The organism is Pseudomyxococcus flavus (assembly GCF_050038885.1).
Classification (GTDB): Bacteria; Myxococcota; Myxococcia; order Myxococcales; family Myxococcaceae; genus Myxococcus; species Myxococcus flavus.
In genome coordinates this window covers 8953289-8977186 of the sequence record NZ_CP143624.1, presented here as the reverse complement: position 1 = coordinate 8977186, position 23898 = coordinate 8953289, and the positions used below count along the sequence as shown (strand labels likewise).

Here is a 23898-nt window from a genome sequence, read left to right as displayed (position 1 = left end):
GATGGCGAAACTATCCACACGAATCTCGGAGTTGCCTCTCGTCAAGCTCGCGTACCTCGCGAGCCAGTTGCGTTCGAAGAAGGAGTTGCTGGCGGCGGAGCCCATCGCGGTCGTCGGAATTTCCTGCCGGTTCCCGGGTGGCGGTGAGCTGCCGGAGACCTTCTGGGAGCTGCTGGCGTCGGGGCGAGACGCGATGCGCGAAGTCCCCGCCTCGCGCTGGGACATCAACGAATACTACGACCCCACGCCCGGAGCTCCGGGGAAGATGTACACGCGCCGGGGCGCGTTCATCGACGACGTGGACCTGTTCGACCCCGGCTTCTTCGGCATCCCGCCGCGTGATGCCAAGGGCATGGACCCGCAGCAGCGGCTGCTGCTCGAGGAGTGCTGGCGCGCCCTGGAGCGCGCGGGCATTCCTCCCGGCAGCCTCGTCGGGAGCCGCACCGGCCTCTTCCTGGGGTTGATGCACAACGACTACAACCTGCTCGGCCTCAGCGGGGAGATGGAGACGCACGCCGCCTCTCTCAACTATCCCTCCGTGGCGGCAGGCCGCATCTCGCACACGCTGGGCCTCCAGGGGCCCGCCGTCTCCGTGGACACGGCCTGCTCGTCCTCGGCCGTCGCCATCCATCTCGCGTGTCAGAGCCTGCGCAACGACGAGAGCGACATCGCGCTCGCGGCCGGGGCGAACCTGAACCTCTCGCCCGTCACGGTGGTGGTCGAGTGCCAGAACCGCATGCTCGCGGCGGATGGACGCTGCAAGACGTTCGACGCCTCCGCGGATGGGTTCGGCCGCGGTGAGGGCTGCGCCGTGGTCGTGCTCAAGCGCCTGTCGGACGCACTGGCCAGCGGCGATGCCATCATCGGCGTCATCCGGGGCTCGGCGGTCACCCACGACGGCCGGAGCAGCGGGCTGATGGTGCCCAACGGGCGCTCGCAGGAGCGCGTCATCCGGGCGGCGCTGGAGAGCTGCGGGGTGGAGCCGGAGCAGGTGGGCTACATCGAGGCCCACGGCACGGGGACCCTGCTGGGCGACCCCATCGAGATGGAGGCGCTGCGCTCCGTCTTCGGGCGCAAGGGCTCGCGCAGCGAGCCGCTGTACGTGGGCTCGGTGAAGACGAACATCGGACACCTGGAAGCCGCCGCGGGCATCGCGGGGCTCATCAAGGTGCTGCTGTCGCTGCAGAACGAGGCCATTCCCGCCCACCTGAACTTCGAGCGGCCCAATCCCAACATCCGCTGGGAGGAGCTGCCCGTCACGGTGCCCACCACCACGCGGCCCTGGCGCCGGGGGGACAAGCGGCGCATCGCGGGGATCAGCAGCTTTGGCTTCAGCGGCACCAACGTCCACATGGTGGTGGAGGAAGCCCCCGTGCTGGCGCGGCCCCAGGTGGAGAAGGAGCGCCCGGTGCACGTGCTGACGCTGTCGGCCAAGAGCGAGCCCGCGCTGGAGGCCCTGATGGAGGCCCAGGAGCGCGCGCTGCCCGAGGATGACGCGGCGCTGGGGGACTGGTGCTACACGGCGAACACGGGCCGCACCCAGTTCGAGCACCGCGCCGCCGTATCGGGCGCCACCGCCGCCGAGCTGCGCGCGAACCTGGCGCGCCTGCGCGAGGAGAAGCAGCGCCCGGCGCGGGAGCCGCTCCGTGGGACGGAGCCTCCCAGGCCCGTCTTCCTCTTCACGGGGCAGGGCGCGCTCCGCCCGGGCGTGGGCCGGGAGCTCCATGAGACGCAGCCGGCGTTTCGCGCCGCGGTGGAGCGCTGCTCCAAGGCCCTGGAAGGGCTGCTCGATTGCCGGTTGGAGGACCTGCTCTTCGGCGAGGCCTCCGCCACGCTCCTGGAGGACACGCGGCACGCGCAGCCCGCGCTGGTGGCGCTGGAGTACGCGCTCGCGGAGCTGTGGGCCGCCTGGGGCGTCACGCCGGGGGCGGTCATCGGACACAGCCTGGGCGAGTACGCCGCCGCCGCGGTCGCGGGCGTCTACAGCATCGAAGAGGCCCTGCGGCTGGTGGTGACGCGCGCCCGGCTCATCCACTCGCACGTGGATGCGGGCGCGATGCTGTCAGTCTTCGCCCGGCTCGATGTCGTGGAGCGGGCCATCGCGCCGCACGCTGGCTCCGTCGGCCTGGCCGCGCTCAACGGCCCAGAGGACCTGGTCGTTTCAGGCCCCCCGGATGCCATCACGGCGGTGGCGGAGGCACTGGCGGCCGAAGGCGTCCAGATGAAGCGCCTGCGGGTGCCGTATGCCTTCCACTCCAGCATGATGGAGCCGGTGCTGAAGCCGTTCGCGGAGGCCTTCCGAGGCCTTTCGCTCTCGGCGCCGCGCCTCCCGTTCGTCTCCACGCTGCATGGCCGGCGCGTCGACGGCGACATCACCCGGGCGGAGTACTGGTGCCAGCAGCTGCGTGAGCCCGTCGCCTTCGCGAAGGGCCTGGAGACGCTCCGCGCCGAGGGACACCGGACGTACCTGGAAGTGGGCCCCGCGCCCATCCTGGCCGGCATCGGCCGTCGGAACTTCCAGGAGGCCGATGAGCTGTGCTGGTTGCCGAGCCTGCGCCCCTCGACGGGCGAGACGGCGCAGCTCGCCGCCACCCTGGCGGAGCTGTACATGCGGGGCTTCGAGGTCGACTGGGCCGCGTTCGATGCGCCCTACGAGCGACGCCCGCGCTGCCTGCCGACGCACCCCTTCATCCGGGAGCGGTATTGGATGGAGCGGCGCCACGTGGAGAAGCGCGCCTATGCGTCGACAGAGCACGAGGCCCAGGGGGGCGGGGCGCTGCTGCCTGGCACGCGGCTGTCGCTCCCTGGGACGCAGGAGGCCCGGTTCTCGACGCGGCTGAGCATCCGGGAGCCTGCCTTCATCGAAGAGCACCGCGTCCTGGGCAATCCGGTGCTTCCCGCCGCCTGCTACGTCGAGATGGCCATTGGGGCGGCGTATCAGGTGGCCGAAGGGGAGCGGCCGTTGGAGCTCACGGCCATCGAGCTGGAGCGCGCGCTGGTGCTCAACGAGGGACAGGCGCACGACGTCCAGACGGTGCTGACGCCGGACGAAGGCGGCTCACGCTTCGAGATTCACGGCCAGGGGCCGGGCGCGGACCGGAGCTGGTTCCGGCTGGCCCAGGGCCGCATCGCCGAGGGCCGCACGCGCCCGGAGCCCGTCGACGTGGACGGAGCGCTGCTCGCGGCCTTCCCGCGCGAGGGCTCCGCGAGCGCCCTCTACGAGATGATGGGCCAGGGCGGGCTCGAGTACGGCCCATCGTTCCGCGGCATCGACGCGCTGAGGTTCGGCGAGGGCGGCTGCCTCGCGCACGTGCGGCTGCCGGATGCGCTCGTCATCGGCCTGGGCGACTACTGGCTCCACCCGCTGCTCCTCGATGCATGCTTCCAGACCGCCGCTGCCGCCTTCACGAGCGGCACGGCGCAGCACGCGGGGAGCGGGCAGGGACGCATCCCGGTGGCCATCGAGCGGCTGCGCTGGTTCAAGCGCCCCGGAAGCCGCGTCTGGGTCCAGGCGCGCGGCGGCGCGGGCGCCGCGGTCTCCGATGGGCTGGTGAGCACCGACCTGCGCATCCTGGACGAAGACGGAGCGGTGGTCGCGGAGGTCGAGGGACTGCTGCTCAAGCAGCTCGACCGTCGCGCGTTCAAGGCGTCCTTCTCGGGCGCCATGCAGGAGCTCCTCTTCGAGCTGGCGTGGCGAGAGCAGCCCGCGCCCGCGGCGAGTGACCGCGTCGCGGCGCGTCCCGGCGCCTGTCTGCTGCTGGTGGACGCCAGCCGTTCCGCGGAAGAGGTGAGGGCCCTGGCGCAGGAGCGCGCATGGGACTGCGTGGTGGCCACGCCCGGTCCCGCCTACGAGCGGGTCGACGCGGGCCACTACCGCCTCGACCCCGAGGACCCGGCGGGCTTCGAGCGACTGCTCCAGGACGTCGTATCGGGTGGGGCGCCCCTCACGACGGTCGCCTATCTGTGGGGCGTGGGGGACCGCTCCCCCGAGTCTCGGTCCGGCGCGTTGACGTGGAACACGGTGGCCGCGCTTCACCTCATCAAGGCGATGGCGCGCGCGACCTGGGCGCAGCGTCCCTCCCTGTGGATGGTGACGGAGGGCGCCGTCTCCGCCACACCGACGGACACGGTGGACGGCTTCGCGCAGGCGTCGCTGTGGGGCCTGGGGCGTGCGGCGGCCATCGAGCACGCGGAGCTGCGATGCCGCCTGGTCGACCTGGAGCCTGGGACCGATGCGCTGGCGAGGCTGTTCCACCTCATGGCCGAGCCGCCCGCGGAGAACGTGATGGCCGTGCGCGACGGCCGACTGCTCGGCGCGCGCCTCGTGCGGCCGGGCAAGGCGCCAGCGCGCGCGGCCCCGGTGCGCATCCAGCCGGACGGTGTCTATCTCGTCACGGGCGGCCTGGGCGCGCTGGGGCTCGCGACCGCGGAGTGGCTGGTGGGGGCAGGCGCCCGCCACCTGCTCCTGGTGGGCCGCAGCGCCCCCGGCGAGGCGGCGAGCGCCCGGCTCACGGCGCTGACCTCGCGCGGTGTGGACGTCACCGTGATGCAGGCGGACGTCTCCCGGCAGGACGACGTCCAGCGCCTCGTGGACGGCGTGGCGGAGCGGGGCATGCTCCTGCGGGGCGTCATCCACACGGCGGGCGTGCTGGAGGACGGCGTCATCCTGCATCAGGACCGCGAGCGCTTCGCCCGCGTGTTCGCGCCCAAGGTGCAAGGGGCGTTGAACCTGCACCGCGCCACGGCGGGCCTGTCGCTGGACCTCTTCGTGATGTACTCGTCCGCGGCGTCGCTGGTGGGCGTCGCGGGACAGGCCAACTATGTGGCCGCCAACAGTGTCCTCGACGCGCTGGCGCACCACCGGAGCCAGCAGGGGCTTCCCGCGCTCAGCATCAACTGGGGACGCTGGGCAGGCGGGGGCATGGCCGCGAAGAGCGCCGAGGGGGGCGCCAGCCTCGCCCCGGAGCTGGCGCTCCAGGTCTTCGAGCAGCTCCTGGAGCAGGGCGCCGTGCAGGTCGGCGTGGTGCCCCTCAGCGCCGCGTCGCTGGAGTCGGGCCCGTCGCCCGGCCACGGCCCATTGTTCTCCGAGCTCATGCTGCGTGAGCAGGCCCGCGCCGAGGGCGCTTCCCGGATGCACGAGCTGCTGGAGGAGCTCAAGCGCGCGGACAGCGAGCGGCGGCGGGCGCTGCTGACGCGGTACGTGCAGAGCCGGCTGGGGCCCCTGCTGGGGTTCTCTCCGGACCACGAGGTCCTCCAGAAGAAGGTCTCCCTGAACGAGATGGGGCTCGACTCCCTGCGCGCGGTGGAGCTGAAGAACCGCATTGGCCGCGAGCTGGGCGTGGACCTGCTCATGGCGCGTTTCGTCGACGGCACCACGCTCGACGGGCTCGTGGAGGCGCTCCACACCCAGCTCGAGCTGAAGGAGTTGCTCGCACGCGCGCCCGCCGCCACGGCCGCGGCCGAAGCCGAAATCGAGGAGCTGACGGTATGAACCTGGGGGAGCTGGTCTCCGAGCTGAATCGTCGGGGCCTGGAAGTGCGCGTGGAAGGCGAGGCGCTGAGGCTCCGGGGGCCCAAGGGGGCCGCGGACCCGGAGCTCCGGCACGCGCTGGCGGAGCACAAGCAAGCGCTGCTGAAGCTGCTGCGCGACCATGACGAGGGCCGGGGGGAGGCTCCCATCGTCCACGTCCCGCGCACGGGGCCCGCGCCGCTGTCGTATGGCCAGACGCGGCTGTGGTTCCTGGACCGCCTCGAGCCTGGCAGCACCGCCTACAACCTGGTGCTGGCGCTGCAAGTCGAGGGGCGGCTCGACGCCTCCATCCTCCAGCGCTGCTTCACGGAGATCGTGCGCCGCCACGAAATCCTCCGCACGCGCTACGCCGAGCATGAGGGCATGCCGGTCCAGATCGTCGATCCGGAGCCTCGCTTCGACTTCCAGGTGCTCGAGGAGCGCGCGGTGCTCGCCTTGGAGCCCGCGGGCGTGGAGGCGTTCCTCCACCGTGAGGGGGAGCGCCCCTTCGACCTCTCCACCGGGCCGGTGGTCCGCGTCCTGGTGATTGAGCGGGCGCCGCAGGGCCAGTTCGTCCAGCTCTGTCTCCACCACATCGCGGCGGACGTATGGGCGCAGGCCGTCCTCGTCCGGGAGATCGTGACGCTGTATGGCGCCTTCGCCAGCGGCCAGCCCTCACCGCTGCCGCCGCTGACGCTCCAGTACGCCGACTTCGCCATCTGGCAGCGCGACCACCTTCAGGGCGAGGTCCGCCAGAAGCTGGTGGACTACTGGCGAAAGAAGCTGGAGGGGGCCCCGCCGCTGCTGGAGCTTCCCACGGAACATGGCCGCCCCAAGGTCCAGACGAACCGGGGCGGTGAGGTCCGCTTCGACGTGGGCGCGAGCGTCACCTCGGCCCTGAAGGCGCTGAGCCACGCGGCGAGGACTACGCCCTTCGTGGGGATGCTGAGCGCCTTCTTCGTGCTGCTGCACCGACTCACCGGACGGGATGACCTGGTGCTGGGCGCCAACTCCATCAACCGGAGTCGCACGGAGCTGGAGCCGCTGGTGGGCTTCTTCGTCGACAACCTGGTGATGCGGGCGAACCTGGGCGGCAGCCCTGGCTTCGCCACCGTGGTGGAGCGCGTGCGGGAGACGGTGCTCGAGGCCTTCGCCCACCAGGACCTGCCCTTCGACCTGCTCGTCGAGGAGCTGCGCCCCGCCCGGAGCCTGGGCCACAACCCGCTGTTCCAGGTCGTGTTCGCGTGGGTCCGTGCCTCCAGCGAGCTGCAGGACGCGACAGGCGTCCGCATGCGGCCGCTCGAGTTCGAGACGACCACCTCGCGCTTCGACCTCAGCCTGTTCGTGGACGACCACGGCGACCGGCTGTCGGCGCGGATGGTCTTCAACCGAGACCTCTTCGAGCAGCACACCGTCCAGCACTTCGTCGACTGCTTCCAGGTCCTGCTCGAGGGGCTGGTGAGCGAGCCGCAGCGGCCCGTGGGCACGCTGCCCATCCTTCCGGCCGAGGACCGCGAGCGCGTGCTGCGCGCGTGGAACGACACCGGGAAGGACGCGGCGGGCGACGCGTGCCTCCACACGCTCATCGAGGCCCAGGCCACGCGCACGCCCGACGCGGTCGCGCTCGTCGTGGACGACTGGGAGCTCACCTATGGCGAGCTGGACCAGCTCAGCGACCGGCTGGCGGCCCACCTCCAGGACCTGGACGTGGGACCGGAGGTGGTGGTGGGCGTCTACCTGGAGCGCTCCCCCGAGCTCATCGTGAGCCTGCTCGCGGTGCTCAAGGCCGGTGGCGCCTTCCTCGCGCTCGACGCCGACGAGCCCACCGACCGGCTCCGTCACATCGTCGCGGATGCACGGCCTCGCGTGGTGATTTCCACCTCCCAGCGCTCCGAGCGCCTCTGGGGCATGGGCGGCTTCGTGACGGTGAACGTGGACGAGGGCTACCGGGACGTTCCGGACGCCACGGGCGTGCGCCTCCGCCGCGAGGTGCTGCCCGAGCAGCTCGCCTACATCCTCTACACGTCCGGTTCGACGGGCCGGCCCAAGGGCACGGAAATCACCCACCGCAGCATCGTCAACTACCTGCGGTGGTGTGTCCGGGCGTACCGGCTCCACGAAGGAAGCGGGAGCCCGGTGATTGGCTCCGTCAGCTTCGACGGCACGTTGACGAGCCTCCTCGCCCCCTTGCTGGCGGGCCGCGCCCTGTTCCTCATCCCGCGGGGCCGCGAAATCGACGTGCTGACGTCCGGGGACTACCCGGAGCAGGGCTTCAGCTTCATCAAGATGACGCCCTCGCACCTGCGGGCCTTCAACGGCCTGGGCCGGACGCGGCAGGTGCTGGGGCGCGCGCACGCGGTGGTGCTGGGCGGCGAGGGGCTGCACGGCGTGGACCTGGCCCCGTGGCGGGAGCAGGGCATCCCCACCCGAATCATCAACGAGTACGGCCCCACCGAGGCCGCGGTGGCCTGCTGCTTCGAGGAGCTGCTCCCGGACGGCGCGCCGCTTCCGGAGCGGGTCCCCATCGGCCGGCCCATCACGGACATGAGGCTGTACATCCTCGACCGGCTCCTCCAGCCAGTGCCCATCGGTGTGCCCGGCGAGCTCTTCATCGGCGGCACCGGGCTCGCGCGGGGCTACCTCCGGCGTCCGGACCTCACGGCCGACCGCTTCATCCCCAATCCCTTCGCGAGGGAAGGCGAGGGCGGCTCGCGGCTCTACCGCACCGGGGACCACGCCCGCTTCCTGCACGATGGCCGTATCGAATACCTGGGACGCCAGGACGACCAGCTGAAGATTCGCGGCCACCGCGTGGAGGTGGGAGAAGTCGAGGCCGCCCTCGGGCGCCACCCCGACGTCGTCCAGGCCGCCGTGCTGTTGCAGCGGCCCGCGGACGGCGTGCCCCGCCTGGTGGCCTACGTACAGCCCCAGACGCTGGAGCGCCCGGACGGGACGGACCTGCGCGCGGCGCTGCGGAAGTCCCTGCGCGAGGTGCTGCCCGAGTACATGGTGCCGGAGGTCATCACCGTCCTCGCGGAGCTCCCGCTGACGCCCAGCGGGAAGATTGACCGCAAGGCGCTGCCGACCGCGACGCCCGAGGCCGGAGCGGCGGACGTGCGGGGTCGCACGGGGGAGCTGACCGAGACGGAGCGCCACCTCCAGGGCCTCTTCGCCGAGCTGCTCGGGCTGAGCGCCGTGGGCCCCACCGACAGCTTCTTCGAGCTGGGCGGCCATTCGCTCCTGGCCGTCACGCTCATCGCGCGCATCTCCACGAAGCTGGGTCTGGAGGTGCCGCTCAACGAGGTCTTCGAGCATCCCACCGTCGAGGCCCTGGCCCGCTGGATTGACGAGCACTCCGGCAAGGTCACCGCCCTGGTGCGTCAGCTGCCTTCCTGCGTCGTCGCCTTGAAGCCCCTGGGCAGCCACCCGCCCGTGTTCCTCGCGCCGCCCTCCGCGGGCAGCCCGGCCGTCTACGTCGCCCTGGCCCGCCACCTGTCGCCGGAGCAGCCCGTCTTCGGCTTCCAGATGCCCGGGGTGATGGACGACCAGCAGCCACCGGCCACCATCGAGGAGACCGCCGCGCTGTACGTGGAGGCCATGCGGCAGGTCCAGCCCAGGGGGCCCTATCGCATCGCGGGCTGGTCCTACGGCGGGCTCGTCGTCTGCGAGATGGCCCGGCAGCTCGAGGCGCTGGGTGAGCAGGTCGCGCTGCTGGGATTGATTGACGGCGCGGCGTTGGATCGGCTCGCCGCGCATGATGGGACCGCCGTGGAGATTCCCGCGGGCTCACAGTTGCTCAAGGTACTGGGCGAAGCCCAGATGCCGCGTGATTACGCGAGCGCGAGGTTGATAGGGGAATGGATGGGTATCAGTCTGCCCGACGCATTGGGAGACCTGCTCCGCCGTGACTCAGAAGGGCAGCTCACATACCTCCGGCGTTTCTTGCGAGACACGACCCTCACGGTCAGGAATTTCCTGGCCACGCGCCGCGCCGAACAACTCTATACGTTCACTTCATACGGAGGCACTGCCACACTTTTCAGGACGGGTCCGGTCACCGTGGGAGGAGATCCGCTTGTCGACAGCGTGCGCCGCTTCGCGCTTGCGGGCACGGAAGTGATTCCCGTCCCCGGTAATCACATGACACTCATCATGGATGAGCGTAATGTCGTCGTGCTTGCAAAAGAAATGCAGAGATGTCTGGATGGAGTTCTGACTTTCCCGCCAAACACAGAGATGTCTCGGGCGGAAACGCCAGTCCGACGTCTGACCGCGCAGTCTTCCATGGAGGTCATGTAATGCCGCACCGAGTCCTGTCGATGGATGGAACGTCTATTTCTGGCGGTGAGGGATATGTCACCGCGGGCATGCTGAAGTCGCTCCGCGCGACGATGGACGCGAGGGGCGATCGCCAGCCTTTGCTGGATGACGTCGAGCTCTTCGTGGGCACGTCCGCGGGGGCCTTCAACGCCGCGTTCCTCGCCAGCCACGAGCACCCCGATGCGGCCTTCCCCAAGATTCTCGACTTCTGGGGTGAGGTCGTCGCGATGAACCGCAAGGCCGTGTCGCTGGGCCGCACCGCGCTGGCGCTCACGGGAAACAGCTCGCTGCTCGACTCGAGCTACATGCGAGACTTCTTCTGCAGCTACTTCGGCGCCACGCTGCGGCTCGGTGACCTGAAGCGGAAGGTCGCGCTGCCGTCGTTCCAGTTGGATGGACAGCGCAAGGCGCTGCGGACCTGGAAGGCCAAGGTGTTTCACAACACCGGCTCGGCCAACGACCCGGACAATGACGAGCTGGTGGTGGACGTGCTGATGCGCAGCGGCTCGCCCCCGCTGTCCTATCCCATCTACCAGGGGATGCGGGAGCAGGGGAGCGGCTACGTCGACGGCGGCATCTTCGCCAACAACCCGTCGCTGGTGGGCCTGGCGCAGATCATCAACAACATCACCCGCAAGAGCCGCGAGGAGAAGGTGGAGACGCTGGAGACGGAGCCGCCCGACCTGACCAACATCCTGATGCTGTCGGTGGGCAACGGCTGTACGTCCTCGTATCTCACCCCGCACTTCTGCAATGGCACCGCCAACTGGGGCTTCTCCAAGTGGCTGCTGGACTTCCACGACCCCATGGTCCTCGTGAAGATGATGCTGGAGGCGGGCTCGGACGCGGCGGACTACCAGTGCCGGATGATTCTCCGGAAGAAGTACTTCCGGTTGAACCCGGTGGTGGACGACTCGCTCTCCGCGGCCAACACCCAGCAGGTGGAGTCCACCGTCCAGAGCCTGGTGAGCACCCAGTCTACCCTGGCGCAGCTCAACCGGGCGGAGACGTGGCTCGGCAAGTCGGGCTGGCTGCAGAAGCCGGCGTCCGACGAGGCGCCGCCGGCCAAGGCTTCCTAGTGCGGACGCGAGAGGTGGCTTGAGATGGCCCGAATCATTCTTGTCTCCGGAAGCGGTGGCGCCGGGAAGAGCAGCGTGGCGGCGGCGACGGCGCTGGCCGCCTCTCGCCGGGGCGTCCGGACGATGGTGCTCTCGTTCGGCGTGTCCCGCGGCCTGAGCGCCGCCTTCGGTGTCGAGGTGCCACTCTTCTCGGGGCCTCGGGGTGTTCCCGTGGGCATCAACGACCACCTCTCCCTCCACGAGGTGGATGTCGCGGAGGAGCTCCGGCGGGGCTGGAACAGCGGCCAGGGCGGCCTCGCGGCGCTCGTGGCCGGCGGACTGGAGCGCGTGAGCGCGGAGGAGGTGGCGGTGACGGCCGAGGCGGCCCACGTCGTCACGCTCCTCCGCCTGGGCGAATACGTCCGGGAGCAGCGTCATGACCTCATCGTCGTGGACTGCCCTTCGACCTCCGAGGCGCTGCAGTTCCTGAACACCGTGTCCGCGATGAGCTGGTACGCGCGCAAGCAGCAGGCGCCCGCGCAACCAGGCCGCAGGGCACGGCTGATGGCGGCGAGCCTCCAGGGCGCGGAGGCCAGCCTGGAGGTTCGCGACCGGCTGAAGGCCGTGGACGAGCTGCTGCACAACCCCGAGGTGACGACCGTGCGGCTGGTGACCTCCGCGGACACGGCCTCCGTCCAGGAGTCGCAGCGGGCCTATATGCACTTCAACCTCCACGGGCTGGCGGTGGACTGCGTCGTCATCAACCGGCTGGGGCCCGCGCAGGCGCAGCAGGCCCACGTCGAGAAGTTGAAGGCCGCCTTCACCGACGTGCTGGTGCTGAAGGTTCCACACCAGGACGGGGAGGTGGTGGGAGAGAAGCCGCTCGAGGCCTTCGCGGAGCAGCTCTACCAGGGCGAAGACCCGGTGAAGCTCGGCGAGCCGCAGCCGATGCTCGGCCTCCGCAAGGACGCAGTGGATGTGTACCTCCTGGAGGTGCGGCTTCCCTTCGTGGCGAAGAGCGACATCGAGCTCTCCCGCCGCGGCGAGGAGTTCGTCATCCAGGTGGGGGGGGCCCGGCGCAACGTCGTGCTGCCCCGGATGGTCGCGCTGCTCCCGACGTCGGGCGCCCACATGGAGGGCGACCGGCTCATCGTCAGTTTCCAGAAGGAAAGGGGTGTCTGATGTCCACGCAAGATGGCCGTTATCCCAAGGGTGCGTTTGGCAGTTCACCGGTGTACGCGGCCCGGTTCGCGGAGCTCACCAACGCGGTGATTCCCGGAGGCCGGGGCTTCGTGCAGCAGCTCTTCCGCGCGAAGCAGGAGGCGCTGAAGGGCGTCGCCCATCTGGTCGAGGCGCAGATCCAGGAGCTGGAGCACATCGACTCGGCCATCGAGGACCGGGCGAAGCAGCCTCCGGCGCCTCCCGCTGCGGCCCCGTCGGCGGCCAGCCACCCGCCCAAGCCGGTCATGTCCCTGGGCGAGGTCTTCCAGAAGGCGAGCGACCTGTTCCTGTCGAAGCGGCCGAAGAGCGCCACGGGCGCCACGATTCCCGGCGTGTGCGCCAGGCCGAGTGACCGCCGCGCGCCTCCCGCCGCGAGTGGTGGCCCCACGGCGAGCAGCAGCGCGCCCGGGTGCCCCGTGAGCTCGGGCACCAGCGTGGGCGGGGCGGGCGTGATCGTCACTCCCGCGGCGGAACCGCTGGAGAAGATTTCCATCAGCTAGGCAGTGAAAGGGGTGGGTCGTGTCGGATGAGTCCATGAATGCTCTCTCGATGGAGTCGATGACGCCGCTGCAGCGGGCGGCGCTGGCCATCAAGACCCTCCGGGCGCGCGTTGACGGACTCGAGCGCGCGCGCTCGGAGCCCATCGCCATCATCGGCATGGGTTGCCGGTTCCCCGGTGGGGCGAACGACCCTCGGCTGTACTGGGAGCTGCTGCGCGCGGGCGTCGACGCCGTGGGCCCGGTCCCTGCGGACCGCTGGGACGCGGAGGCGTATTACTCCGAGGACCCGGACGCGGGCTGGAAGATGAGCGTGCGCGAGGGAGGCTTCCTCTCGCAGCCCATCACCGGCTTCGACAGCGAGTTCTTCGGCCTGTCACCGCGCGAGGCGAACTACGTCGACCCGCAGCAGCGCTTGATGCTCGAGGTGTCCTGGGAGGCGCTGGAGGACGCTGGCATCGCGCCCGGCTCGCTCGTGGGTAGCGACACCGGCGTGTACGTGGGCTTCCTGAGCAGTGACTACGGCCGCGTCCCCTTCAATGCCGTGCAGACGCGGGACCTGCCGTACATGGGGACGGGGAACGAGCTCAGCTTCTCGGCGGGGCGCGTCTCCTACGTGCTGGGGCTCCAGGGCCCCTCGATGGTGGTCGCGACGGCGTGCTCCTCGGCGCTCGTCTCCGCCCACCTGGCGTGCCAGGCGCTGCGCCAGGGGGAGTGCTCGCTGGCGCTCGCGGGCGGGGTGAACGTCATCATCCGGCCGGACAGCAACATCGTCCTGTCGAAGATGCGGGCCCTGGCCCCGGATGGACGGTCGAAGACCTTCGATGCCTCCGCCAACGGCTACGGCCGCGGCGAGGGCTGCGGCGTCCTGGTGCTCAAGCGCCTGTCGGATGCGCAGCGGGACAAGGACCGCATCCTCGCCGTCATCCGAGGCTCGGCGGTGAACCATGACGGGCTCAGCGGCGGGCTGACGGTCCCCAACGGCCCCGCCCAGGAGAAGCTGCTGCGCAAGGCGCTGGAGGCCGCGGGCGTGGCGCCGGCGGACGTGAGCTACATCGAGGCCCACGGGACGGGGACGCCGCTGGGCGACCCCATCGAGCTGCGCGCGCTCGACGCCGTGCTCCGCCATGGCCGGAGCCCAGACGCGCCGCTGCTGGTCGGCTCCGCGAAGACGAACCTGGGCCATCTGGAGTCCGCCGCGGGCGCAGCGGGGATGATCAAGGTCGTGCTGTCCATGCGGCAGGGCGAAATCCCGCCGCACCTCCACTTCCGCAAGCCCAATCCCGCGGTGGACTGGGATCAGCTCAACCTCGCCGTGCCCACGCAGGTGATGCCGTGGCCCGGGGGCGACAAGCCCCGCGTGGCCGGCATCAGCGGCTTCGGGCTCAGCGGCGTGAATGCGCACGTGCTCATCGAAGAGGCGCCGCCCGCGCCGCCGCGGGCGCCGGAGGACTCGCCCCGGCCGCACCACGTCCTGACGCTGTCGGCCCGCACGCCGCAGGCCCTCGGCGAGCTGGCCCAGCGATACGCGCAGGCGCTCGGACAGCCCGAGCTCACGGGGCAGCCGCTGGCGGACATCTGCTTCACCGCGAACACCGGGCGTGAAGCCTTCAAGCACCGGCTCGCGGTGCTCGGGAGCTCGCACGACGCGATGCGGGAGCAGCTCGCGGCCTTCGCGGCCGGTCAGAACCCTTCGGCGGTGCTGCGTGGCAAGGCCGAGGGCGAGCCTCGGGTCGCCTTCCTGTTCACCGGACAGGGCTCGCAGTGGCTGGGGATGGGAGAGGAGCTCTTCCGGACGGAGCCGGTGTTCCGGCAAGCGCTCCTGCGGTGTGACGAGGTGCTGCGCCCGTTGATGGGGCAGTCGCTCATCGAGCTGCTCTACCCGGCGGAGCGGGACGCGCACGCGCGCTCGCGGCTGGACGAGACGGGATTCACCCAGCCCGCGCTGTTCGCGCTCGAATACGCGCTGGCGCAGGTGTGGATGCAGTGGGGCGTGCGGCCAGACTTCGTGATGGGCCACTCGGTCGGCGAGTTCGTGGCCGCGTGTGTGGCGGGGGTATTCACCCTCGAGGAGGGGCTGGCGCTCATCGCCACGCGCGCACGGCTGATGCAGTCGCTGCCCGCGGGCGGAGCCATGGCCGCCGTGTCGGCGGACGCGGCGGAAGTGGAGGCGCTGCTCGGCAGGTATGACGGGCAGGTCTCCATCGCGGCCCTCAATGGCCCGCGCAACGTCGTGATTTCGGGGCGCGAGGCCGCGGTGAGCGACTGCGCCGGAGAGCTGACCCGGAAGGGGAAGCGCGCGACGATGCTGCGCGTCTCCCACGCATTCCACTCCGCGCTGATGGACCCCATCCTCGACGCGTTCGCCCAGGCCGTGGAGAAGGTGCGCTTCCAGGCGCCGTCCATCCCGCTCATCTCGAACCTGAGCGGCCGCGAGGCGGGGCCGGAGCTCCTGACGCCCCGGTACTGGGTGCAGCACCTCCGTGAGCCGGTGATGTTCGCCCGCGGGATGCAGACACTGGAGCAGGCGGGCGTGAAGGCCTTCCTGGAGGTCGGCCCGAAGCCGACGCTGGTGACCATGGGGCAGTCCTGCATCACGAAGGAGGACGTCCTCTGGGCAGGCAGCCTGCGGCCGGAGCGTTCGGATTGGCAGCAACTGCTGGAGGGGCTCGCCGCCCTGTTCGTCGCGGGAGTGCCGGTGGCATGGCGGGGTTTGGACCAGGGACGTGAACGCCACAAGGTCGCGCTGCCGCTCTATCCCTTCCAGCGTCGCAGCCACTGGATGGAGCTCTCCGGGGCCTCGTGGGACGTCCCGGGAGTCTCCGCGCAAGCCCAGGCGGACGCGGCGCCCGCGCATCCGCTCCTCGGGCACCTGCATGTCTCGCCTTCGCAGACGCGGCAGTTCGAGTCCTTCGTGGGCGCGGAGAAGCCGGCCTTCCTCCGGGACCACGGCGTCTACGGACAGGTGCTCATGCCGGGCGCGGCCTACGTGGAGATGGGGCTCGCCGCGGGCGCCGCGCTCTTCGCGGACACCGGTGGGACGGTGGACGAGCTCACCTTCTCGCAGGCCCTCTTCCTCCCGGAGGAGGGGACGCGCCGGTTGAACCTGCTGTATTCGCCCGAAGGCGAGCGCGGCGGGCGCTTCGAAATCCACAGCCAGGACGAGCGCACCGGCGAAGGCGAGCCCGCCTGGGTTCTCCACGCGCACGGGAAGGTCTCCAGCGCGGCGGCCACGGAGGGGACGCGCATCGACGTCGAGCGCCTGCGCAAGGTGCTGGCACGCGAGGTCTCCGTGGACGGCTACTACGCGAAGCTGGGACAGGCCGGCCTCGCGTACGGGCCCAGCTTCCGCGCCATCCAGCAGCTCTGGCGCGGTGAGCAGGAGGTGCTGGGCCGGCTGGCCCTGTCCGGCAATGCGGCCGAGGAGGCGGCGCGGTACCGCTTGCAGCCCGCGCTCCTGGATGCCTGCTTCCAGATGGTCGGGGCCGTGCTCGATGAAGAGGGTGACGCCGCCTACCTGCCCGTGGGTGTCGGCAAGGTCCAGGTCCAGCGGACCGGGCTGCGCGAGGTGTGGGCCCACGCGACGCTGGCGCGGAGCGATGACGCGAAGGGGCCCGGCTTCACGTGTGACATCCAGCTCATGACGGCGGACGGCGAACGTGTGGCGACGGTGGAGCGGCTGTCGCTCCGGCGCATCACCCGCGAGAGCCTGCTGGGCGCGAGGAGCAAGCGCTTCCAGAGCTGGCTCTATGAGCTCGAGTGGCAGAACCGGCCGCTGGCCCCGGCTGCGGCGGCCACCGGGGTTCCAGGGCAGTGCCTGGTCCTGGCGGATGAGGCGGGCGTGGGCGCGCGTCTCGCCGAGCGCCTCCAGGGACGTGGATGGCACGTGCTGACGGTGCGCGCGAGCGACGCGGAGGCCGTCACGGGTCGCGAGCAGGCCCAGGCGCTGCTGGCCCGTTTGCGTCCAGGGACGGAGCAGGGGCCGTTGCACGTGGTCGACCTGTGGAGCCTCGATGGCGCGGGGGAAGACGTGCCCGCGCAGGCGCTGGGGCAGGGCACTCGCGTGCTCGCGCTCGCCCAGGCACTGGTCGAGGCCAAGGGCGCGGACACCTCGCTCTGGCTGGTGACGCGAGGGGCGCAGGCGACGTCGGAGAAGGAGCGCATCACCCGCCTGGAGGGCTCCATCCTGTGGGGCCTTGGCAAGTCCATCACCCGCGAGCATCCAGACCTCCACTGCCGGCGCGTGGACCTGGAGGCGGGCGCGACCGGGAACGACGCCGACCAGCTCCTGGCCGAGCTGCTGGCAGGGAGCGCGGAGGACGAGGTCGCGCTGCGTGGCAACGTCCGCCGGGTGCCCCGGCTGGTGCGCAGTCGCCGGCTCCGTGGAGCTGAAGCCTCGCTGCGGCCGGACGCGAGCTACCTGGTGACGGGCGGGCTCGGGGGCCTGGGGCTCATCGTCGCGGAGCGCCTGGTGGAGCGAGGGGCTCGGCACCTCGTGTTGATGGGGCGGCGGGCGCCGTCGGCGGAGGTACGTCCCCGCCTCGAAGCGCTGGAGCAGCGAGGGGTGACACTCCAGGTGGTGCAGTGCGACGTGGCGGTGGCGTCGGACCTGGAGCGCGTCCTGTCGGAGCTCGCTGGCCGGGTGCCGCCCATCCGGGGCGTCGTGCATTCCGCGGGCGTCATTGACGATGGCCTCTTCATGCAGATGACGCCGGAGCGCCTGGCCCGGGCGTTCGCGCCCAAGGTCGCGGGAGGATGGAACCTGCACCGCGCGCTGCAGGGCGTGGCGCTGGACTTCTTCGTCCTGTTCTCCTCGGCGTCGTCGCTCATCGGCTCGGCGGGGCAGGCCAACTACGTGGCCGCCAACGCGTTCCTGGACGGGCTCGCCCGCTTCCGGCAGGCGCAGGGGCTGCCGGGCCTGAGCCTCAACTGGGGCGCGTGGGCCGAAGTGGGGGCGGCGGCCGAGGACCCGATTCGCCGTCGCATGGAGCAGCTGGGCTTCGGGGTGATTCCGCCGGAAGACGGGCTCCAGGTCTTCGAGCAGTCCCTGGGCCTGAGCGGGCAGCTCGGCATCGTGCCGGTGGACTGGACGGTGCTCGGACGGCGCGGAGGTGCGCCCCTCTTCGAGGCCTTCATCGAAAAGGCGAGCCCGGCCGCGAGCGAGGGGATTCGCCAGCAGCTCGAGCGGCTTCCCCCGAAGGAGCGTCGCGGTGCCCTTCGCGCCCAGGTGGGAGCGCTGGTGAATGGCGTTCTGGGCCGTCCACCGATGGAGCCGCTCGACCCGAACCAGGGCTTCTTCGAGTTCGGCATGGACTCGCTGATGTCCGTGGAGCTGCGCAACGTGCTCCAGCGCACCCTGGGCACCTCGCTGCCCGCGACGGTGGCCTTCGACAATCCCACCGTCAACGGGCTGGTGGACTACCTGGCGGCCGAGGTGCTGGGGCTCGTGGATGAGGCGCCCGTGGTCGCCCCGGTGAAGGAGGCCCCCCAGGACGCGGAGCTGGAGGCGCTCCTGGCCGACGTGGACAGCCTGGACGACAGTGCCGTCCAGGCCATGCTGCGGCGGAGCCGCTGAGTCGCTACGGCTGGCGGGGCCTCGCGTCGTAGACGAGGTCCGCGATGGCGGAGAGCGTCTGGAGGTTCTCGACCTTCAGCGCCTCCGACGGGATGGTGATGCCGTACTTCTTCTGGACGAAGCCCATCATCCGGGCGGTCTCCAGGGAGTTGAGCACCCCCAGCTCGAGCAGGGGCGTGGAGGCGTCGAGCTCCTCCGCGTCTCCGTCCAATAGCTCTTCGGCGACGTAGCGGGTCAGCTCGCGGAGCAATTCATCTCTGTTCATGACGTGGCGCCTGTATTGACAACGAGTTCTTGGTGAACGACCTGGACCACCTGGGAAGTCATTTCATTGATGAAGAAATGGCCGCCTGGAAACATCTTCAGCGTAAAGGCTTGCTGTGTTTGCTGACGCCACGCCTCCAGCGCGGCCTCGGAGACGCGCGGGTCCCGGGTGCCGCCCAGGGCGCAGATGCGCACGGGAAGCGGCGGCTCATCCCGGTAGGTATAGCCCTCCGAGATTTTCAGGTCGGCGCGGAGGCTGGGCAGGATGAGGTCGAGAATCTCCGGCTGCGCCAGGACCTGCTGGGGAATGCCGTCATAGCGGGCGCTGAGCTCGCGGATGAAGTCGTCGCGCCCCAGGCCGCTCAGGGGTGGAAGTCCATTGCGCAGCGACGGCGCCTCCGCGCCCGAGACGAGCAGCACTCGCGGCAGGGGCCGGCCCCGGCGGCGCAGCTCGCGCGTCAGCTCGAAGGCGATGAGCGCTCCCAGGCTGTGGCCGAAGAAGGCGAACGGCACATCGAAGAGGGGGGAGAGCTCCCGCACCAGCGCGTCGAGCAGCCGGGGCAACTCGTCCAGGGAGGGCTCATGAAGCCTGTTCTCGCGGCCGGGCGGCTGGATGGCGCAGACCTCGACCTGGGCTTCGGGGAGCAGGTCTGGCCATTTGAAATAGGGGAGGCTTCCGGCGCCCGCGTAGGGAAAGCAGAACAGCCGCAGCGGCGGCGCCACGGCGGGCTTCCGCCGGATGAGCCAGGGGGTCGGCTCCGTGGCCGGATGGGGTTCAGGATTCATTCGAGAATGGGAGGGGTGATTGGGAATGGAGTATATGATTGCCAATCATCACTTGCACGCCCTGGCTGATTCGTAAACACCAATGTGAGGTGGGTCGTCATGTCAAACGCACTGTGGGCTGTTCGTCCGCAGGTGGAGTTCGAGCCGTTCTCGTCCTCGCACTGGGATGACCCCTATCCTGTCTACCGTGCGCTCCGGGAGCAGAGCCCGGTGCACTGGGCACCGAAGGCGAAGCTCTTCTGTCTGTCCCGGCATGCCGATGTCGACTTCGTGTTGCGCCGGCCGGAGCAGTTCTCGTCCCGGGCGATGACGGCGGTGATGTTCGAGAACAAGCGGCCGGCGCTCGCGGACGTCCCATCGATGCTGCGCCTGGTGCTGCGTGGCCGGGTGGACGTGGAGAAGTTCTTCCAGGGACCGCCGGACGCCATCATCAACTCGGACCCGCCCCGTCACGGCGAGCTGCGTGGCATGGTGAGCCGCTGTTTCACGCCGCGCGCCATCGCCGCCTGGGAGCCGCGCATCCGGCAGCTCGTCACCGAGTACCTCGCGCCGCTGCGGGCGGGGCAGCCGTTCGACCTGGTGTCGGGGCTGTCGGTGCCGCTGCCCGTGGTCATCGTGACCGAGATGCTCGGCGTGGAGCCGGAGTGGCGCGAGGACTTCAAGCGGTGGGCCGCGGGCTTCATCACCTATGCGACGGGCGCGGGTCGGGAGTCGCGGTCCCTGCGTGAGTTCTTCGCCATCCTGACGGAGTTCCGGTCCTACATGCGCACGCTGGTGGAGAAGCGGCGGCGTGAGCCCCGGGAGGACCTCGTCAGCGTGCTCGTGGACCCGGCCCACGCGGAGCGGCTGGACGAAGAGGAGCTGTTCAGCTTCATCCACACGCTGCTGCTGGGGGGGAACGAGACGACCACGAACCTGATTGGCAACGCGGCGGCGGCGCTGCTGGACCACCCCGAGCAGCTGGCGCTCGTGCTCGGGGCTCCGGAGCGGATTCCGGGCCTCGTCGAGGAGGCGCTGCGCTGGGAGTCTCCGGTGCAGTTCACGTTGCGGTCGGCGGTCGAGGACGTGGAGGTGGGTGGGGTGTGCCTCCCGGCGGGCTCGAGCATCGCGCTGATGCTCGGGGCGGCGAACCGGGACGAGCGCGTCTTCAAGGAGCCGGACCGCTTCGACGTGACGCGCACGCCGTCGCCTCATCGGGCCTTCGGGTTTGGCATCCATCACTGCCTGGGGGCGGGCCTCGCACGCCTGGAGGCCCGCGTGGCGCTGGAGGAGCTGGTGCCACTGCTCCCCGGCGTGCGTCGCGCCGACACACGCCGGGAGTACGTGGACTCGTTGATGATGCGCGGACTGACGCGGCTGCCGCTCGTTCCCCGGTGAGCGGCAGGGGCTCCGGCCGGGTCCGGAGCCGCGCCTACTTCTGGCAGGCGCCGCGAAGCTCACGGGCCGTCGCTGCGACGGCCTCGATGCCCAGCGCGACCCAGTCCGCGCTGTCCCGCGCGAACTGCTCGGCGAGCTCCGCGTCCACCACCGGGCCCCGGCTGCGTGCGCCCTGGCGGAACAGCTGGAGGAAGTTGTCGCGTGCCATGAAGGAGTGGCGCGCGGTGCGCTCGGCGAGCTTGAAGCTGCTCGCGACGACCTCGGACAGGCCGGGGTCGCGCAGGTTGGACGGCGAGCCCGCGGCCGCATCGCGGCAGCTGCGCGCGAAGTCCGCCGCGGTGCTCTTCGGAGGGGTGGACAGCAGCAGCCGCTCCAGCGCACCGGCCTTCGGTCCGGGCTGGTCGAAGGACTCGCGGTCGCCCTCCGCTTCGCACGCGCCCATGACCTCCAGGGCCACCTCCGGGGCAAGGGCCTTGGGGCAGCCGCCGAGCTGCTGGAGCTCGCGTCGGCAGGCCGCCACGTCCACGGGCGGCAGCGGCAGCGTGGAGAGCAGCGAGAAGACGGAGCGCAACACCGGCAGCTTCACCGTCTCCGAGCCCGGAAGCACCTTGAGCACGCGCTGGATGGTGTTCCAGGGCTTGGTGTCGGTGGCGGCGTAGATTTTCAGGTAGCCCTGCTGGAGGAAGTTCAGCCAGCCCTCCGCGAAGGCGGTGGCGACCTTGCGGCTCTCGGGAGAGGTGATGCGCGAGGCCTCGTCATGCACCGCGAGGAAGTACTCCAGGCAGATGGCCTTGCGCATCCGGATGATGCGCTCGCCCGCGGTGGCGGGCAGCGACGCGGGCGGCGTGGTGGAGAGGCCCAGCAGCTCCAGCTCCTCCGCGCTCAGCCAGAAACGCCCCAGGTCGAGGTCCTCCTGGAGGTCCACCAGGTCGTCGAACATCTGCAGGCCCACCGACGCCAGCTTCACGATGCGGCGCACGGTGGCCTCGTCCACGTCGGAGAGCTGGAGGCGCTGCACCATGTACGCGCCGGGGCCGGCCTTGAGGTACCAGAGCGAGAACAGCTCCTTGACCGTCAACGGACGGCCGAGCGCGAGGTACTCGCGCTCCGCGTAGAAGGAGCGAATCTGCTCGATGAGGCGCCGCCGGCCGTCGATGAGCGTCGGGGCCGCGGCCATGAACTCGCGCAGCACCTGGATGGCATCCAGGTCCTCCGTGAAGGCCTTGGGGTCATCCAGAATCTGGAACCCATGCTGGTCGACGAGGTCGTCGATGCGGCGGATGCCGAACCAGAAGTAGGTCCAGAGCCTGCCTTCCGCCTCCGTTGCGACGATTTGCGGCAGATAACCCAGGACGTCGACGTCGAGCAGCCATCGCCGCATCGCGGCGAGGGACGTCTCGCTCAGGGGGTTGCCATGCAACTCGACGGCGCTTTTCATGTCACGGCTCCTGGGAGGATGTAGGAGGGTGACAGGATAGTGAGGGCCGCCGCCCGCTCCAGAATGCCTTGCATCGGTATGACGCGGCACACTGCGCAGGTTGGAAGACGGGCCGCTCGGGAGTCCCGGCGGCCCGGAGTGCTTCCCTAGGAGTGTGTCGCGGTAATGGGGTTGGGAGCGAGGCGGGGTGAGAGACGCCGGTGGGCCGCAGGGTGCGGCAGGCCGCTACGCTGCTGCCGTCGCTCGGAAGAGCTTGAGGAGGTTGTGGGTGGCGCAGATGAGGGCCCACTCCTCCCGGGCGGCCTTCAGGCCTCGGCGCAGCAGGGCGCGGATGCCGCGTGCCTCTTTGATTTGGCCGAAGACGGGTTCCACAATCGCCTTGCGCATTCGGTACACCTCCTTGCCTCGCTTCGTCGCCAGCTTCCGGACCATCCGCTCCTTGGGGGTGAGCCCCGCGGGCGGACGGCCCCTGACTTTCGGTGGCGCTTCTCCATGCTTCTGGCGGCCGGTGGCGAGGTACGGCTCGACGCCCACCGACTCCAGCCAGCGGACATTCTTCGCCGAGAAGTAGCCCGCGTCCGCGCTCAGCTTGCCTGGCACTTCTTCGAGGTGGGCGGCCACCCGGTCCACCAGTGCCGGCAGGTGCTCGGCGTCCGGAGGCTGGTTGGTGAGGGCCTGGGCGACAATCACCTGGTGCGCCGCGTCCACCGCCGCCTGCGCGTTGTAGGCCTGCTCGAAGCTTGCGCCCTTCTTCATGATTCGGCTGTCGGCGTCGGTGAAGTTGCGCTGCGCCTTCGGCGTCGGCTTGCCCTCGGCCGTGTGGGGCACGGTGTGGCCGGGCAAGTCCTGGGCGGGCGGGGGCGCGTCGTCGTCATCATCCTTGCCCTTGTCTGCTTCGGCGGCCGCCTTGGCTTCGGCCTCCAGCGCCTGCCGGGCCTGACGAATGCGCTGCAGCCGCTCCCGCGTGCGCCGCAACTCCTCGGGAAGCTCGTCGCCTCGCTTGCCCTTGCCGTGGCGGGCGTCCTCTTCCGCGTCGACGGCCTCCGCCTGGGCCAGCAGGTGCCGCACCTGCTCGCGCAGCTTCCCTTCCTCCTGCTTCATCCGCTCGTAGCTCATCGCCTTGTGCTTGCTGGCGTTCGCCTTCAGCTTCGTGCCGTCCAGCGCCACGTGCCCCAGCTTCACCAGCCCCGCCCTCGCGCACAGCTTCAGCATCTGCACGAAGAGACTCTCGAAGTGCGCCCCGTGCCGACGTCGAAACTCCGAAATCCGCGAGTGGTCTGGGGACTGGTTCGCCGCCAGCACGCGGAAGGCCACGTCCTCCTGCGTCTTCCTCTCAATCTTCCGAGAGGACGTCACCCCGGTGCAGTACGCGTACAGCAGCAGCGCCACCATCATCTTCGGCTCGTACGGCGGGTAGCCTCGCAGCTGCTTCTCGTACGACTCGTAGATGGGCCCCAAGTCCAACTCCTCCACCACCTCCAGCACGAAACGCGCGAGGTGGTGCTCCGGCAGCCAGTCCAGCAGCGACGGCGGCAGCAGGAAGTCCTGCTGCACATTCCAGGGGCGGTACTTCTTGCTCATGCGGGGCATTGAGCCCCTTCAGACTCCGCCGGGCAAGCCCCTCGCGATTACCGCGACAGGCTCCTAGTAGGGGGAGCAGTAGATGCGGATGCAGGTGCCGGGCGCGGCCTTCGTGGCCGAGGGCACGGTGGACTTCTCCATCTCGCGCATCATCTGCACGAGCTTCTCCTTGGCCTGCTTGGACGACCGGGGGGCCTTCTGCTTCGCCTTCGTCATGACATGCCTCCGTCGGTGAGCGTGAACTGCTGGCGTAGCGTGGGCGCTGACAAGTGA

At 70.3% G+C, this 23898-nt stretch carries 12 protein-coding genes; 7 read left to right on the top strand and 5 right to left on the bottom strand.

Features of this window, described 5'->3' with window-relative positions; all coding sequences use genetic code 11:
- The first annotated feature begins 1 nt into the window (after position 1).
- The 6 genes from VZL07_RS37110 to VZL07_RS37085 are packed head-to-tail and all read left to right on the top strand — an operon-like array spanning position 2 to position 18179.
- The gene (locus VZL07_RS37110; protein WP_426752690.1) at positions 2 to 5491 is read left to right on the top strand and encodes a type I polyketide synthase; all 5490 of its coding nucleotides are present in this window, start codon (positions 2 to 4) and stop codon (positions 5489 to 5491) included.
- On the top strand, positions 5488 to 9807 hold the full coding sequence (locus tag VZL07_RS37105) for an amino acid adenylation domain-containing protein (RefSeq protein WP_426752689.1): 4320 nt from the start codon (positions 5488 to 5490) through the stop codon (positions 9805 to 9807). The genes VZL07_RS37110 and VZL07_RS37105 overlap by 4 nt, the downstream gene beginning before the upstream one ends.
- A complete protein-coding gene (locus VZL07_RS37100) occupies positions 9807 to 10907 on the top strand; it encodes a patatin-like phospholipase family protein (protein ID WP_426752688.1) in 1101 nt (366 codons plus the stop codon). The genes VZL07_RS37105 and VZL07_RS37100 overlap by 1 nt, the downstream gene beginning before the upstream one ends.
- A 24-nt stretch (positions 10908 to 10931) precedes the next feature.
- Positions 10932 to 12068, top strand: a complete 1137-nt coding sequence (locus VZL07_RS37095) for an ArsA family ATPase (RefSeq protein ID WP_426752687.1) — start codon at positions 10932 to 10934, stop codon at positions 12066 to 12068.
- Positions 12068 to 12607, top strand: coding sequence for a hypothetical protein (locus VZL07_RS37090; protein ID WP_426752685.1), 540 nt, complete (start codon positions 12068 to 12070; stop codon positions 12605 to 12607). Before VZL07_RS37095 ends, VZL07_RS37090 begins: the two co-directional genes overlap by 1 nt.
- A gap of 49 nt (positions 12608 to 12656) precedes the next feature.
- Positions 12657 to 18179 (top strand): type I polyketide synthase, encoded by a 5523-nt coding sequence (locus tag VZL07_RS37085; RefSeq protein ID WP_426757454.1) that lies wholly within the window; start codon positions 12657 to 12659, stop codon positions 18177 to 18179.
- 4 nt (positions 18180 to 18183) lie between these two features.
- Here the strand turns inward: VZL07_RS37085 and VZL07_RS37080 are convergent, their stop codons facing one another.
- Entirely contained in the window at positions 18184 to 18444 is a 261-nt protein-coding gene (locus VZL07_RS37080; protein WP_426752684.1) for an acyl carrier protein, read from the bottom strand.
- Positions 18441 to 19229: a thioesterase II family protein gene (locus VZL07_RS37075; protein ID WP_426752683.1), complete on the bottom strand. Its 789-nt coding sequence runs from the start codon at positions 19227 to 19229 to the stop codon at positions 18441 to 18443. Before VZL07_RS37075 ends, VZL07_RS37080 begins: the two co-directional genes overlap by 4 nt.
- A 99-nt stretch (positions 19230 to 19328) precedes the next feature.
- Here VZL07_RS37075 and VZL07_RS37070 point away from each other — a divergent pair, with 99 nt between their 5' ends.
- Positions 19329 to 20606 carry a cytochrome P450 gene (locus tag VZL07_RS37070; protein ID WP_426752682.1) on the top strand — a complete coding sequence of 426 codons (1278 nt, stop codon included), beginning with the start codon at positions 19329 to 19331 and terminating at the stop codon, positions 20604 to 20606.
- 34 nt (positions 20607 to 20640) lie between these two features.
- Here VZL07_RS37070 and VZL07_RS37065 read toward each other — a convergent pair whose 3' ends face one another.
- The 3 genes from VZL07_RS37065 to VZL07_RS37055 all read right to left on the bottom strand — a co-directional run bounded on the left by VZL07_RS37065 (position 20641) and on the right by VZL07_RS37055 (position 23841).
- Positions 20641 to 22044, bottom strand: coding sequence for a hypothetical protein (locus VZL07_RS37065; RefSeq protein WP_426752681.1), 1404 nt, complete (start codon positions 22042 to 22044; stop codon positions 20641 to 20643).
- A 225-nt stretch (positions 22045 to 22269) separates the two neighbouring features.
- Positions 22270 to 23625 carry an IS1182 family transposase gene (locus VZL07_RS37060; RefSeq protein ID WP_426752680.1) on the bottom strand — a complete coding sequence of 452 codons (1356 nt, stop codon included), beginning with the start codon at positions 23623 to 23625 and terminating at the stop codon, positions 22270 to 22272.
- Between the two features lie 63 nt (positions 23626 to 23688).
- Positions 23689 to 23841, bottom strand: coding sequence for a hypothetical protein (locus VZL07_RS37055; RefSeq protein WP_426752679.1), 153 nt, complete (start codon positions 23839 to 23841; stop codon positions 23689 to 23691).
- Positions 23842 to 23898 lie beyond the last annotated feature (57 nt).